Origin of the sequence: Streptomyces sp. NPDC057963, from assembly GCF_042887155.1 — a bacterium.
GTDB lineage: Bacteria > Actinomycetota > Actinomycetes > Streptomycetales > Streptomycetaceae > Streptomyces.
This window is the reverse complement of the sequence record NZ_JBHVPX010000007.1, coordinates 186,628-200,238: the sequence shown is the minus strand read 5'-3', so window position 1 is coordinate 200,238 and position 13,611 is coordinate 186,628. Positions and strand designations below refer to the sequence as shown.

The window sequence follows — 13,611 nt, the reverse complement described above, 5'->3', positions numbered from 1 at the left end:
GACGCTGCGAGGCGACGGGCTCCGCACCTCACCGCGCGACTGCCCCTCTCCGACGGCAGGGGACGGCCGCCCTGCGCCCGGGTGCGGCCGCCGGTCGTCGCGTGGTCCGCCGCCGCGCCGTCCCGAGAAGGCCGTACCGCGGGCCGCTCCGGTACGGAACCGCCCCCACCGGGCCCAGGGGGGGTGGGCCCGGTGGGGGCGGCGGCCGGGGGCGGCCTGGTGCACCGTCCCGTGGGGGGTGTCAGACGTGTGCCCGACCTCCGCGAGGTCATGCATGTGACGTACGCCACTCTTCTTCGGCGTGGCGTCACCCGATCGGCACCGGATGCCGCAGGGCCGGCCACCCTCTTTTCGATCATGGCGTTGACCTGCACACATGCATCTTGGCAAGGATGCCGCGCCGGGCCGTTCGGGTGAAAGCTGACTCGATGTCAGCAGGCATGTGCGGTGGGCCGCCCGTTAGCTCGGGTCAGGACACACCCACTCGCGCCATTGCCGGAGGAACCCCCATGCGTCCTGCTCGCCCAGTGACCGGTACCGCCGCTTCCGCGGTCACCATAGCCGCGCTCGGACTCTTCACCGCCGGTGCGCCCGCATACGCGGGTGACGCCGGCGCCCTGCGGGCCGGTCCGGCGGCCGTGGCGCGGGCCAACGGCGCCCCGGCGGCACAGGGCGACGACGGGGGCGGAACGGACAACCCCGCCGGGTCCGGGCGCAACACCCCCTTCGGCCTCAATGTCCCCTCGCTGCTCGACTCCGTCGGCGGGCTCAACGCCCTCTCCGGGATCGACACCCCCTCCAGGGACCAGGGGTCGAACGAGCGCGGGAGCGGAAACCGGAACCCGTCCGAGGACGGAGGCTCGGGCCGGCACGACAGCTCGTCGTCCGGGCGTGACAGCTCCGCCGGACGCGACACCTCGTCGTCGGGTCGGGACAAGTCGTCGTCGGGGCAGGACAGCTCGTCCTCCGGACGTGACGGCTCGTCCGTACCCACCGGTCCCAGCGGGCACGTCAAAACAGGCGTCGGCGGCAGCGTCCGGTCCGACACCTCCCAGATCGCGGCGGGCGCCGGCGTACTCGCCGCGGCCGCCGTCGGCGGAGCCTGGCTCCTGCGTCGCCGGGCGAGCGGCACGCAGGAAGCCGGCTGACGGAGGCGGATTCACGCCTCGGTACCGCCAGGTGTCCGTCCCGGTGGCCGCGCGGCCACCGGGACGGGGCCGCTCCCGCGCCCCGCCCCCTCCCGTCTCCGTTTCGTCACCCGGAGGACGACCGTGTCCCAGAAGGTCAAGGGCTGGCTGCTGGTCTTCGCGGCGCTGGCCGGTGTCTGGCTGATCCGCCACGGCGCCGGCACCCAGCTGATCCCGCCCCAGCCGACCACCGCACAGGCCCTCGCCGCCGGCCCCGAGCCGCAGCCGGGGTCTCCGGTCGCCGACCCCCTGAAGCCGTCGGCGCCCGTGCGCATCCGGATCCCCAGCATCCGGGTGGACGCCCCGCTGATCCGGCTGGGCCTCGGGGCCGACGGCAGTCTCGACGTGCCGCCGGCCGGGAACCGCAATGTCGTCGGCTGGTACCGGGACGGCACTCCCCCGGGCTCCAGAGGCAGCGCGATCGTCGCCGGTCACGTCGACAACGCGCAGGGGCGGTCGGTCTTCTACGACCTGGGCACGTTACAGAAGGGCAGCGAGGTCGAGGTGGTCCGCCAGGACGGACGCACCGCCGTCTTCTCCCTCGACGGGATCGAGGTCTACGACAGCGACGACTTCCCCGACAAGCGGGTGTACGGCGCCTCGCCCTACGCCTCGCTGCGGTTGATCACCTGCGGCGGCGGCTTCTCGAAGACATCGGGCTACCTGGGCAATGTGGTCGCGTACGCGCATCTCACGAAAGTGCGGTGAACCGGGCGCGCCCGGTGCGCGCCGTTCACCCCGTCCACTGGTCGAACGCCAGCTTCGCGACCAGTGAGAACACCACGACCAGCAGGACGCCGCGGACGAACTCGCTGCCCTTCCTGAGCGCCATCCGCGCCCCGATCAGGCTGCCCGCCAGGTTGAACACCGCCATCAGCGCGGCCAGCTGCCACATCACATTGCCCTGGTACGCGAACATCGCCAGCGCCCCGCCGTTGGTGAAGACGTTGACGATCTTGGCCGTGGCCGACGCGGTCACCAGATCGAGGTGGAGCACCGCGGTCAGTGCCAGGACGAGGAAGGTACCGGTGCCGGGGCCGAACAGCCCGTCGTAGAGGCCGATGCCGCCGCCGACGAGCACGATCGCGGTGACGGTGCGGGCCCGGGTGACCTCGCGCCGCGCACCGTCGTCGGGTGCCCGGCCGAACGAGGGGCGCAGCATCACGAACGCCGCGACCGCCAGCAGCACGACCATGATCACCGGGCGCAGCACCTCGCTGCTGATCCCGGCGGCGAAGAACGCACCCGTCATCGATCCGGCCAGGGCCGCGAGCCCGATCCGCAGGGCCGTCCCGACCTTGACCGGTGCCCTGCGCACATACGTCACGGCGGCGCCCGACGTTCCGACGATCGCGACCGCCTTGTTGGTGCCGAGTACGTGCGCGGCCGGGACGTGGGGCAGACCCAGCAGCAGGGCGGGCAGCAGGAGCAGTCCGCCGCCGCCGACCACCGCGTCGATCCAGCCCGCCGCCGCTGCGGCGAGGCAGAGGACGACCAGAGTGGTGAGTGCTATGTCAGGCATGATCGCGACCCTAAGGACGCGACGCCTGCCCCGTCCAACCGCGTCGCCCCGATCCCGGGACCGTCGCGGCGGAACGGTCGCCGAACCTCCTTACCGGCTTGGGGAGTTCCGCGGTTGGGCCCGGCCCGCTCCCGCCGCGCGCGCGGCCGTACGCTTGACCCATGAGCCAGGGCTGGAACGCGAGCGACATCCCCGATCAGAGCGGCCGTACGGCCGTGGTCACCGGGGCCAACAGCGGCATCGGGTTGATCACGGCACGGGAACTGGCCCGGCGCGGCGCGCGGGTGCTGCTCGCCTGCCGTGACGAGACGCGCGGCAAGGAGGCCGCGTCGCGCATCCGGGCGGCCGTGACCGGCGCGGACGTGGCGTTCGTACCGCTCGATCTGGCCGATCTGGAATCCGTACGCGCGTGCGCGGCGGCCCACATGCCCGAGCGGATCGATCTGCTGATCAACAACGCGGGTGTGATGGCTCTTCCGTACGGGAAGACGGCCGACGGCTTCGAGAGGCAGTTCGGCGTCAACCACCTGGGACACTTCGCCCTCACCGGGCTGCTGCTGCCGAAACTCCTCGGCACCCCCGGGGCGCGCGTGGTGAGCGTCTCCAGCGGCATGCACGCCCTGTCCGACATCGACATGGGGGATCTCAACAGCGAGCGGAACTACCGCCGGTGGATCGCCTACGGCCGCTCGAAGACCGCCAATCTGCTCTTCGTCCACGAGCTGGCGCGGCGTCTGGCGGCCGCCGGTTCCGAGGTGGTGGCCGCCGCCGCGCACCCCGGGTACGCGGCGACCAATCTGCAGACGGCGGGCGTCCGGATGGAGAACCGCAAGGCGGCGGAACGGGTGGTCGAGCTCGGCAACCGGCTCATCGCCCAGCCCGCGTCGGCCGGTGCGCTGCCCACTCTGTACGCGGCCACCGCGCCCGGCGTGCGCCCCGACTCGTTCACCGGCCCGAGGCTGCTGAGCTGGCGCGGTGCGCCGGCCCCGTCCTGGCGGGCGGGCTGGACGCTGAACGACGTGGCGGGCGAGCGGCTCTGGGTGGCGTCCGAGCAGCTCACCGGGGTGACGTATCCGGGCCTCACGCCCTGAGGCCCACCCGCCCGCCTGCTCACCCGCTCACCACCTGCTCACCCGCTCGCCGTCGACCGGCTCAGCCCTGCCGGCCCTCGACGGCGGCGGGGTCCATCCACATGACCTCCCAGATGTGGTGGTCCGGGTCCTGGAAGGAACGGCCGTACATGTGGCCGTAGTCCACCGGCTCGTTGGCGGGCGAGCCACCGGAGGCGAGGGCCGTGTCGACCAGCTCGTCCACCCTCGCGCGGCTCTCGGCGCTCAGGGCGAGGATCACCTCGGTGGACTTCGAGGAGTCGGTGATCTCCTTCTTGGTGAACTCCTTGAAGCGGGGCTCCGTGAGGAGCATGGCGAAGATCGTGTCGCTGATGACGAGACATGCGGTGTTCTCGTCACTGAACTGCGGATTGCACGAGAAGCCGAGCTTGCCGAAGAAGGCCTTGGTCGTCTCAAGGTTCTTGACCGGCAGGTTCACAAAGATCATCTGAGGCATGGCCGTCCCGTTCCCTCTGGTGTGCGAACGTTTTGTGACAGGTAGACGGCGGCGCTGCGCGGAACTCATCGGTACCGGCGGAACAAATATTACGCGCCTGCGGTCGTCAGGACATGGCGAGCGGTGCGCCGCCCCGGAGCAGCGATCCGCCCAGCGGGGTCAGTGTGTGCAGGACCGAGCTGCCGTGCCGCAGGGTGTGGATCAGTCCCGCCTCGCGCAGCACACAGGCGTGCTGGCTGGCCGAGGCGAGGGAGACCCCCGCGCGGCGGGCGAGTTCGCTGGTCGTGCAGCCGTTGCCGATGGCTCTCAGGACCGTCGAGCGGGTGTGGCCGAGGAGCCGGCCGAGCCAGGGGCCCGGTTCGGCGAAGACCGGGGCGCGGGAGTGGGTGACCGGGTAGACGAGGACCGGCGGGAGTTGCGGATCGCGGTAGACGACCGGGGTGACGCGACAGAAGAAGGACGGCTGGAGCAGTAACCCCCGCCCGTCCAGGCGGAGTTCGCGGTCGACGGGGTAGTCCGCCTCCAGCACGGGGGCCCGCCAGCGGATCATGGGCGGGAGGGAGGCGAGCAGCTCGTCCGCGCCGCCGTCCAGGAGCGCGCGGCCGCGGACGGCGCGGTCGGCCTCGACGCTCGCCTGGATGTGCGGCCAGTAGGGCTCGATCGCGGCGCGGTGGTAGCTGCGCAGGACGCCGACGAGCCGGTCGAGCGACTCGATGCGCCCGCTCCAGGGGCGGCGCGTCTCGCGGTGTTCGGCGGCCAGCAGGGCGAGTTCGGCGCGTATCCGCCCGGACGGGGTGCCACGCAGCACCTCCATTCCGGCGTCGAAGCCGTAGGGCTCACTGCTTTCCTGAGAAGGCGTCAGAAAATCCGGGAAATAGCCGCGCGGTGGAATCATGGCGGCCAGCAGGCGTACTTCACCATTCAACCTGGGCCGGGTTTCCGTACGCCATTTCCCGAACACCGTGGAACCGCGCCGGTCCCTCAGCCGATGGAAACTCAGAATGGTTTCCCACAGCGCATCCGGCCGGGTGGCCATCCGCACTTTGGAAAGGTCCGCTCCGGACATGTGGATACGCAGCACCGAACCCCCACCTGTTGCACGTGCAATTGCCCCCATCCAAGGGTAGGCGACCCGTAACAGCACGTCACCACGGGGTTTCGGCCAGAGGTGAAACGTCTCGCCCGCGCACACCATCACCCGAAAAGCTGTACGACGTCGGGTACGAATCCGGAGCCACCGGAAGAGCGAGTGAAGGCCGTGGGGGGTTTTGCTCGTTCGGCGGCGGTGCGCAACGGTGCGGCTCCGTACCCGACGGGGGTAAGCCGGGTGCGGCCCATGGGTGGGGATCCATGGGCCGCACCCCGGTCCGTTCCGGGCGCGGGCCTTCGGTCCGCTGCGGAACAGGTCTTCGCGTATTGAACGAACGTTGCGTATCGAACGAGAAAAGGAACAGCGTCGAACAACCTTTTCCCCAGAACGGAACGAGGCGGCGGCACCCCCGCACAGGGTGCCACCGCCTCCGGTGGTTCCGGAGCCGCCGCCGGGCCGATGAGGGTACGGGTGAGCCGGCGACGGCTCCGGATCAGGGGATCGGATGCCGGATCAGCGGCTGTCGCTGCCCGTCGAGTCCGCCGCCGCCCGGCCCGCCTCCAGGCGGGCGACGGGGATGCGGAACGGGGAGCAGGACACGTAGTCCAGACCCACCTCGTGGAAGAAGTGCACCGACTCAGGGTCGCCGCCGTGCTCGCCGCAGACGCCGAGCTTCAGGTCCGGGCGGGTGGCCCGGCCGGCCGCGACGGCGCTGCGGACCAGCGAACCGACACCGTCCTTGTCGATCGTCTCGAACGGCGACACCCCGAAGATCCCCTTCTCCAGGTACGCGGTGAAGAACGAGGCCTCCACGTCGTCACGGGAGAAGCCCCACACCGTCTGAGTCAGGTCGTTCGTACCGAAGGAGAAGAACTGTGCGGCCTCGGCGATCTGACCGGCGGTCAGCGCGGCGCGCGGCAGCTCGATCATCGTGCCGATGGTCAGCTTCAGCCGGGTGCCGGTGGCGGCCTCGACCTCGGCGATGACCCGGTCGGCCTCCTCGCGGACGATCTCCAGCTCCTGGACCGTGCCGACCAGCGGAATCATGATCTCGACGCGCGGGTCGCCCTTGGCGTTCCTGCGTTCGGCCGCGGCCTCGGCGATCGCCCGTACCTGCATGGCGAACAGGCCGGGGATGACGAGACCGAGACGGACCCCGCGCAGACCGAGCATCGGGTTCTGCTCGTGCAGCTTGTGCACGGCCTGGAGCAGGCGCAGGTCGTTCTCGTTGGCGTCCTTGCGGGACTCGGCGAGCGCGACCCGGACCGAGAGCTCGGTGATGTCGGGCAGGAACTCGTGCAGCGGCGGGTCGAGCAGCCGTACGGTGACGGGCAGTCCGTCCATCGCCTCGAACAGCTCGATGAAGTCCGCCTTCTGGAGCGGGAGCAGCTCCTCCAGCGCGGTCTCGCGCTCGGCGTCGGTGTGGGCGAGGATCAGCTTCTCGACCATCTCGCGACGCTCACCGAGGAACATGTGCTCGGTACGGCACAGGCCGATGCCCTGAGCGCCGAAGCGACGGGCCCGCAGCGCGTCCTCGGCGTTGTCGGCGTTGGCCCGCACCCGCAGCCGGCGCACCCGGTCCGCGTACGCCATGATCCGGTGCACGGCGGCCACCAGCTCGTCGGCGTCGTCGGCGCCCGCGTGCATCCGGCCCTCGAAGTACTCGACGACCGGGGACGGCACGACCGGGACCTCACCGAGGTACACCTTGCCGGTGGAGCCGTCGATGGAGACGACGTCCCCCTCCTCGATGACCCGGCCGTCCACCGTCATCCGGCGGCGCTTGGTGTCGACTTCGAGCTCCTCGGCGCCGCAGACACAGGTCTTGCCCATGCCGCGGGCGACGACGGCGGCGTGCGAGGTCTTCCCGCCGCGCGAGGTCAGGATGCCCTCGGCCGCGATCATGCCGTCCAGGTCGTCGGGGTTGGTCTCGCGGCGGATGAGGATGACCTTCTCGCCGGACCGCGACCACTTCACCGCGGTGTACGAGTCGAAGACGGCCTTGCCGACCGCGGCGCCCGGCGAGGCGGCGATACCGCGACCGAGCAGCTCCGGCCCCTTCCCGTCGACGGCTCCGGTGTCGTCGAAGCGCGGGAACATCAGCTGCGCCAGCTGCGCCCCGTTGACCCGCTGAAGGGCCTCGGCCTCGTCGATCAGGCCCTGGTCGACGAGCTGGGTGGCGATCCGGAAGGCGGCACCGGCGGTGCGCTTGCCGACCCGGGTCTGGAGCATCCACAGCTGGCCGCGCTCGATGGTGAACTCGATGTCGCACAGGTCCTTGTAGTGCGTTTCGAGGGTATTCATGATCTGCATCAGCTGGTCGTACGACTTCTTGTCGATCGACTCCAGCTCGGCGAGCGGCACGGTGTTGCGGATACCCGCGACGACGTCCTCGCCCTGCGCGTTCTGCAGGTAGTCGCCGTAGACGCCCTGGTGGCCGCTGGCGGGGTCGCGGGTGAACGCGACACCCGTACCGGAGTCGGGGCCGAGGTTGCCGAAGACCATCGAGCAGACGTTGACGGCCGTGCCGAGGTCGCCGGGGATGCGCTCCTGGCGGCGGTAGAGCTTGGCCCGGTCGGTGTTCCACGAGTCGAAGACGGCCTTTATGGCCAGGTCCATCTGGTCGCGCGGGTCCTGCGGGAAGTCACGTCCGGCGTCCCGCGAGACGATCTTCTTGAACTGCTTGACCAGCTTCTTCAGGTCGGCCGCGTCGAGATCCACGTCGACGGTGACTCCCTTGGCCTCCTTCGCCGACTCCAGCGCCTCCTCGAAGAGGTCGCCGTCGACGCCGAGGACGGTCTTGCCGAACATCTGGATGAGGCGGCGGTAGGAGTCCCACGCGAACCGCTCGTCGCCCGCCTGGACGGCGAGACCGGCCACGGACTCGTCGGAGAGGCCGATGTTGAGGACCGTGTCCATCATGCCGGGCATCGAGAACTTCGCACCGGAGCGGACCGAGACCAGCAGCGGGTCGTCCGCCTGGCCGAGCTTCTTGCCCATCCGCGCCTCAAGCGCGTCGAGATGCGCGCTGACCTCGCCCCGGAGCTCCGCCGGCTCCTCGCCGCTGTCGAGGTAGACCTTGCACGCCTCGGTGGTGATGGTGAATCCCGGCGGGACGGGGAGTCCGAGATTGGTCATCTCGGCGAGGTTGGCACCCTTCCCGCCGAGGAGGTCCTTCAGATCCTTGTTGCCCTCGGTGAAGTCGTAAACGAACTTCTGGCCCTGGGCCTCCCGGGATTCCGGGGTGGATACGTGGGGATCTTTGTTTTCCGACACGGGTCTCGACTCCTCGAGGACGCGGTGGCTGCCCTGACGGCGAGGAACATACCCAGATCGAAGGTGTCTGGGTACGTCCACTTGTGCGTCATGAGGCGTCAACCACCCGTCCGCCAGCAGATCGAAAGTGACCTGCCCCGTCCCTCGATCAGAGGAATGCCTTCACTTCTTGAATGAATAAACACTCGATGCAATCAATATCTCGCGAATTGGTCACACGGAGCAACGGAAGCGTCGATCGATCAAAGTGGAGCTCATTGGCACCCAGTGCCATCATTTGAGAAATGCAGCCCTCAGAATTGCGCTCATCTGAGCACTCCAGCTCTCGGGGTGGCGAGAATCACTTTACGAACAGCGCTCAGATGTCACCATCCGGACGTGCAACCAGCGGCTCCCGGTCACTCACTGGTCATGGAGAAGCAGCCAGGTGTGAACAGATGGGGGCTGGCGAGGTGCGATGGGGCACCTTCGAGACCGATCCACGGCCGAAAATCGCCGAATCCGGCCAGATTCTGCGCTCAAATGAGCGGGGCATGCGAAGCGGCACGCGGTGCCTGCGGGGTGGTGCGCCCCTGAAGTGCCACGGGGCGGAGCGGACCCGGAGGTCCGGGGGCCGGGGGCCGGGGGCGCAAGAGCGGACCCGGAGGGGCGGGGCCCGGAGGGGCGGAGGTCCGGGGGCCGGAGGTCCGGAGCCCGGGAGCGCGAGAGGAGCCCAGGAGCGCGAGAGGGGCCCGGGGAGCGGAGGGCGCGAAAAGGGGCCCCGGGGAGCCCGCACAGGCTCTTCGGGGCCTCGGAAGCACTCGCGGGGGCGGGGTCAGCCCTTCCTCAGCCGCCCGACGTGTCCAGCTCCGCGTCCGCGCTCACGCCCGCGCAGTCGTACGGGTCCTTCAGCCAGCCGTCCGGCAGAACCACCCGGTTGTTGCCCGAGGTGCGTCCGCGAGGCCCGTCCGCGCCGTCCGGCCACGGCTGGTCCAGGTCCAGCTCCTGCAACTGCCCGCCCAGCTCCTCCAGCGACGAGGTGATCGCCAGTTTCTTGCGCATCTCCGAGCCGACCGAGAAGCCCTTGAGGTACCAGGCGACATGCTTGCGGAAGTCGATCACACCCCGGGTCTCGTCACCGATCCACTCCCCCAGCAGCGTCGCGTGCCGGAGCATGATGCCGGCGACCTCGCGCAGACCGGGCGCCGCCCCGGCAGGGGGCCCGCCCTGACCGGGGGCGGGGGCGGTCGCCGGGTTTCCACCGGGGGCCGGCGCCGGCCCCGGCTCCGTACCCTCGAAGGCCCTCACCAGGTCACCGAAGAGCCAGGGGCGGCCCAGGCAGCCACGCCCCACGACCACACCGTCGCAGCCGGTCTCGCGCATCATCCGGCGGGCGTCGTCCGCACACCAGATGTCGCCGTTGCCGAGGACGGGAATCTCCGGGACGTGCTCCTTGAGGCGGGCGATGGCGTCCCAGTCGGCGGTGCCGCCGTAGTGCTGAGCGGCCGTCCTGCCGTGCAGGGCGACGGCCGTGACGCCCTCCTCGACCGCGATCCGGCCCGCGTCCAGATAGGTGATGTGGTCGTCGTCGATGCCCTTGCGCATCTTGATCGTGACCGGGAGGTCACCCGCGTTGGAGACCGCCTGGTGGAGGATCGCGCGCAGCAGCGGCCGCTTGTAAGGGAGCGCCGAGCCGCCGCCCTTGCGGGTCACCTTGGGGACCGGGCAGCCGAAATTCAGGTCGATGTGGTCGGCGAGGTCCTCGTCCACGATCATGCGGACGGCCTTGCCGACCGTGACCGGGTCGACTCCGTACAGCTGGATCGAGCGCGGGGTCTCGGTCGCGTCGAAGTGGATGAGCTGCATGGTCTTCTCGTTGCGCTCGACCAGAGCCCGGGTGGTGATCATCTCGCTGACGAACAGCCCCTTGCCGCCGGAGAACTCCCGGCACAGGGTGCGGAAGGGGGCGTTGGTGATGCCGGCCATGGGGGCGAGCACCACGGGCGGCTGCACCGTGTGCGGGCCGATCCGGAGCTGCGGGAGCGAGGGGGCGAGCGTGGTCATTGCTCCATTGTCGCGTACGGCGCGGAACAGACCTTGTCGCACCGGACACGGGCCGGACGGGCAGCGAAATTCATTAGTTAACCGTACTATCCATATATGCCTGAGCTGAGCCCCCGCCGACGTCAACTGGTTCTGGCGATCTGTTGTATGAGCCTGCTGATCGTCAGTCTCGACAACACGGTCCTCAACGTCGCCCTGCCCTCCATGCAGAAGGAACTGCACGCCACCGTCGCGGGCATGCAGTGGACGATCGACGCCTACACCCTTGTCCTCGCCTCGCTGCTGATGCTCGCGGGCTCCACCGCCGACCGGATCGGGCGCCGGAAGGTCTTCAAGACCGGGCTCGTCCTCTTCACTCTCGGCTCGGTGCTCTGCTCCCTGGCGCCGAACCTGGAGTCGCTGGTGGCGTTCCGGATGGTGCAGGCGGTGGGCGGTTCGATGCTCAACCCCGTCGCAATGTCGATCATCACCAACACCTTCACCGACCCGCGCGAGCGGGCCCGCGCCATCGGGGTGTGGGGCGGGGTCGTCGGCATCTCCATGGCGGCGGGGCCCGTGGTCGGCGGCCTTCTGGTGGACTCGGTGGGCTGGCGGTCGATCTTCTGGATCAATCTGCCGGTCGGTCTCGTCGCGCTGCTGCTCACCTGGCGCTACGTCCCCGAGTCCCGCGCGCCGAAGCCGCGCCGCCCCGACCCCGTGGGGCAGCTGCTGGTGATCGCGCTGCTCGGTTCACTGACGTACGCGATCATCGAGGCGCCCTCGGCGGGCTGGACCTCGGCACGCATCCTGACGTTCGCCGCGCTCGCCGCCTGCGCGGTCGCCGGGCTGCTGCTGTACGAGCCCAGGCGCGCCGATCCCCTCATCGACCTGCGGTTCTTCCACAGCGCCCCGTTCAGCGGGGCCACCGTCATCGCGGTCTGCGCCTTCGCCGCGCTGAGCGGGTTCCTCTTCCTCAACACGCTGTACCTGCAGAACGTGCGCGGTCTGAGCGCGCTGCACGCCGGTCTGTACATGCTGCCGATGGCGGCCCTGACCTTCGTCTGCGCACCGCTGTCCGGGCGGCTGGTCGGCAGCCGGGGGCCGCGGCTTTCGCTGCTCGTGGCGGGCGTGGCCATGACGGCGTGCGGGCTGCTGTTCGCCGTGCTCGACGCGGAGACGGACAACGTCCTGCTGTTCACCGGCTACGTGCTGTTCGGCCTCGGCTTCGGCATGGTCAACGCGCCGATCACCAACACGGCCGTCTCCGGGATGCCGCGCTCGCAGGCCGGTGTGGCGGCGGCGGTCGCCTCGACCAGCCGGCAGGTCGGCGGGACGCTCGGGGTCGCCGTGATCGGTGCGGTGCTGGCGGCGGGGGTGGCCGGTGCCGGGTCCCCGCGCGGCGCCGGGTACGCCACCGCGTTCGTGGACGCGAGCAAGCCCGCCTGGTGGATCATCGCCGGATGCGGGCTGTGCGTCCTGCTGATGGGCACGCTGACCAGCGGGCGGTGGGCGCGGAGGACGGCGCGCCGGACGGCGGAGCGCCTGGAGGCAATGGCGGGCGCCCCGGCCGGGGATCAGGCGTCGGCGAGCTCCAGGGCCTGAAGGCGGAACAGCCGCTGCCTGGTCTCCTCGTCGGCGGGGGTGTACGCCACCATCCGCGGCCCGGCCGACGGGGTTCGGGCAGGGGCTGCACCTGCCCGTCCTGTTCCGCATCGTGCTCTCCGACGTACCGGCCGCGCGGGGCCGGTGTGGGCGGCGGGGTGATGACGACGACTCAGCAGGCGGCGCTGGCGCTGGGCGTGGCCACACTCGGCACGCTGTTCCTCTCCCTCGTCCCGGATTCGGGGATGCGGGGATGCGGGACGCGCTGGCCGTGACGCTGCTGGTGCAACTGGCCGCCGTGGCGCTGACGACGCTGCTGAGCCTGCGGCTGCCGCGCACGGTGGCGCGAGCGCGGAACAGCGAGGGGCGCGGGCATGGGCGTGGGCCCGGATCACTCCAAGGTGATCCGGGCCCACGGTCGTACGGGTGATGAGGAGGTGTCAGCTCTGCGCCGGGCCGTCCTGCCCGGTCGCACCCGGCTGCGCCGGGTCGTCCGAGGACGGCTCGTTCCGCGCGGCGGACGGGGTCGCCTGCGCGGAGGCGGGTTCCGACTGCGCACGCTCACGCATCTTGCGCAGCAGCTCCTGCTTCTGGTCGGCGGCCGCCTTGCGGTCGGCATCGCGCGCGGTGCCCGCGCCCTGCTGTTCGGCGCGGGACAGCTTCTTGCGCTGTCCGCCCACACCGAGGAGGTTGTTGCGGCTCTTGGCCACGGGGTTCTCCCATTCGTGGTGAGAAATGAGGTCGGGGACGACCTGGAAATCGGTCCGATGGGCGGCGGGTGGTCGAGCCCGCCGCGCTCTCACTCGTAGATCTGGAAGAACGAAGACATACCCGAACGGTACCCCGGCCGGAACGGGCCCGGCATCCGGTTTTCCGCCCGCCCGGCGGCCCTGGCGGGCGCCGCCGTTCGCGGGCGCGGCCGGACGTTCGCGGGCGACGCCGGACGTACGCGTCCGAGACCGTACGCGTCCGCCGCCGTTGGCGTCCGCCGCCGGACGTTCGCCGTGGGCGACCCGGCGGTCGCCGCGCGGCCGGGCCGCGGCGCCGCGGCCCGCTCAGGCGGTCCGGTCGACCGTTGCCCGGTGGGCCTCGGCGAGGTGTTCCTCGGCCTTGAGCCAGGGCAGGAACTGCACGCCCTTGCGCCAGTCGCAGGTGTCGCAGCTCAGCTGCCGCTGCGTCCCCGACTTCCGCACATGGACGATGTGTTCACGGCCGTGCTGGTCCCATCTGCTGACCTTGCTCGTGGTCATGGACGGCATCCGAGCCTCCTGTCGACGCATGGGCGCGCGGGCGCATGAGCGCGTCCGCCCAGTGTGCAACGAAGCCCCCGGTTCCGTACGGGGTAC

The 13,611-nt window shown here is 70.6% G+C and carries 11 protein-coding genes and 2 pseudogenes; 6 read left to right on the top strand and 7 right to left on the bottom strand.

Features of this window, described 5'->3' with window-relative positions:
* Positions 1-6: 6 nt before the first annotated feature.
* The 3 genes and pseudogenes from ACFVT1_RS18695 to ACFVT1_RS18685 all read left to right on the top strand — a co-directional run.
* Positions 7-417, top strand: a pseudogene (locus ACFVT1_RS18695) (DUF5990 family protein); the annotation flags it as partial.
* A gap of 92 nt (positions 418-509) precedes the next feature.
* Complete coding sequence (locus ACFVT1_RS18690; protein WP_389796530.1) at positions 510-1,148, top strand: hypothetical protein; 639 nt, start codon at positions 510-512, stop codon at positions 1,146-1,148.
* A 123-nt stretch (positions 1,149-1,271) separates the two neighbouring features.
* Positions 1,272-1,895 carry a class F sortase gene (locus tag ACFVT1_RS18685; RefSeq protein ID WP_389796528.1) on the top strand — a complete coding sequence of 208 codons (624 nt, stop codon included), beginning with the start codon at positions 1,272-1,274 and terminating at the stop codon, positions 1,893-1,895.
* 25 nt (positions 1,896-1,920) lie between these two features.
* Here the strand turns inward: ACFVT1_RS18685 and ACFVT1_RS18680 are convergent, their stop codons facing one another.
* Entirely contained in the window at positions 1,921-2,709 is a 789-nt protein-coding gene (locus tag ACFVT1_RS18680) for a sulfite exporter TauE/SafE family protein (RefSeq protein WP_389796527.1), read from the bottom strand.
* A gap of 161 nt (positions 2,710-2,870) precedes the next feature.
* On the opposite strand from ACFVT1_RS18680, the gene ACFVT1_RS18675 reads away from it, so the two are divergent.
* A complete protein-coding gene (locus ACFVT1_RS18675) occupies positions 2,871-3,800 on the top strand; it encodes an oxidoreductase (RefSeq protein ID WP_389796524.1) in 930 nt (309 codons plus the stop codon).
* 61 nt (positions 3,801-3,861) lie between these two features.
* Here ACFVT1_RS18675 and ACFVT1_RS18670 read toward each other — a convergent pair whose 3' ends face one another.
* From ACFVT1_RS18670 to dusB, 4 genes are all read right to left on the bottom strand, one after another.
* Positions 3,862-4,275, bottom strand: a complete 414-nt coding sequence (locus ACFVT1_RS18670; RefSeq protein WP_389796523.1) for a VOC family protein — start codon at positions 4,273-4,275, stop codon at positions 3,862-3,864.
* A gap of 106 nt (positions 4,276-4,381) precedes the next feature.
* Positions 4,382-5,356: an ArsR/SmtB family transcription factor gene (locus ACFVT1_RS18665; protein WP_389796521.1), complete on the bottom strand. Its 975-nt coding sequence runs from the start codon at positions 5,354-5,356 to the stop codon at positions 4,382-4,384.
* A gap of 522 nt (positions 5,357-5,878) precedes the next feature.
* Complete coding sequence (gene ppdK, locus ACFVT1_RS18660; protein ID WP_389796520.1) at positions 5,879-8,641, bottom strand: pyruvate, phosphate dikinase; 2,763 nt, start codon at positions 8,639-8,641, stop codon at positions 5,879-5,881.
* A gap of 825 nt (positions 8,642-9,466) precedes the next feature.
* Positions 9,467-10,684: a tRNA dihydrouridine synthase DusB gene (dusB, locus tag ACFVT1_RS18655; RefSeq protein WP_389796517.1), complete on the bottom strand. Its 1,218-nt coding sequence runs from the start codon at positions 10,682-10,684 to the stop codon at positions 9,467-9,469.
* Positions 10,685-10,780: 96 nt separating this feature from the next.
* Here dusB and ACFVT1_RS18650 point away from each other — a divergent pair, with 96 nt between their 5' ends.
* Both ACFVT1_RS18650 and ACFVT1_RS18645 read left to right on the top strand, forming a co-directional pair.
* A complete protein-coding gene (locus ACFVT1_RS18650; protein ID WP_389796516.1) occupies positions 10,781-12,265 on the top strand; it encodes an MFS transporter in 1,485 nt (494 codons plus the stop codon).
* Positions 12,266-12,335: 70 nt separating this feature from the next.
* Positions 12,336-12,608: pseudogene (locus tag ACFVT1_RS18645) on the top strand (MFS transporter); the annotation flags it as partial.
* A gap of 97 nt (positions 12,609-12,705) precedes the next feature.
* On the opposite strand, the gene ACFVT1_RS18640 reads toward ACFVT1_RS18645, so the two are convergent.
* Positions 12,706-12,975, bottom strand: coding sequence for a DUF6243 family protein (locus ACFVT1_RS18640; protein ID WP_389796514.1), 270 nt, complete (start codon positions 12,973-12,975; stop codon positions 12,706-12,708).
* Positions 12,976-13,320: 345 nt separating this feature from the next.
* A complete protein-coding gene (locus ACFVT1_RS18635) occupies positions 13,321-13,524 on the bottom strand; it encodes a hypothetical protein (protein WP_389796513.1) in 204 nt (67 codons plus the stop codon).
* Positions 13,525-13,611: the final 87 nt, after the last annotated feature.

What these genes read in the sequence shown, in the direction of transcription:
- ACFVT1_RS18680 (WP_389796527.1), bottom strand. Translation starts at nt 2,709, where the DNA reads ATGCCTGACATAGCACTCACCACTCTGGTCGTCCTCTGCCTCGCCGCA.
- ACFVT1_RS18675 (WP_389796524.1), top strand. Translation starts at nt 2,871, where the DNA reads ATGAGCCAGGGCTGGAACGCGAGCGACATCCCCGATCAGAGCGGCCGT.
- ACFVT1_RS18635 (WP_389796513.1), bottom strand. Translation starts at nt 13,524, where the DNA reads ATGCCGTCCATGACCACGAGCAAGGTCAGCAGATGGGACCAGCACGGC.
- ACFVT1_RS18670 (WP_389796523.1), bottom strand. Translation starts at nt 4,275, where the DNA reads ATGCCTCAGATGATCTTTGTGAACCTGCCGGTCAAGAACCTTGAGACG.
- ACFVT1_RS18690 (WP_389796530.1), top strand. Translation starts at nt 510, where the DNA reads ATGCGTCCTGCTCGCCCAGTGACCGGTACCGCCGCTTCCGCGGTCACC.
- ACFVT1_RS18650 (WP_389796516.1), top strand. Translation starts at nt 10,781, where the DNA reads ATGCCTGAGCTGAGCCCCCGCCGACGTCAACTGGTTCTGGCGATCTGT.
- dusB (WP_389796517.1), bottom strand. Translation starts at nt 10,684, where the DNA reads ATGACCACGCTCGCCCCCTCGCTCCCGCAGCTCCGGATCGGCCCGCAC.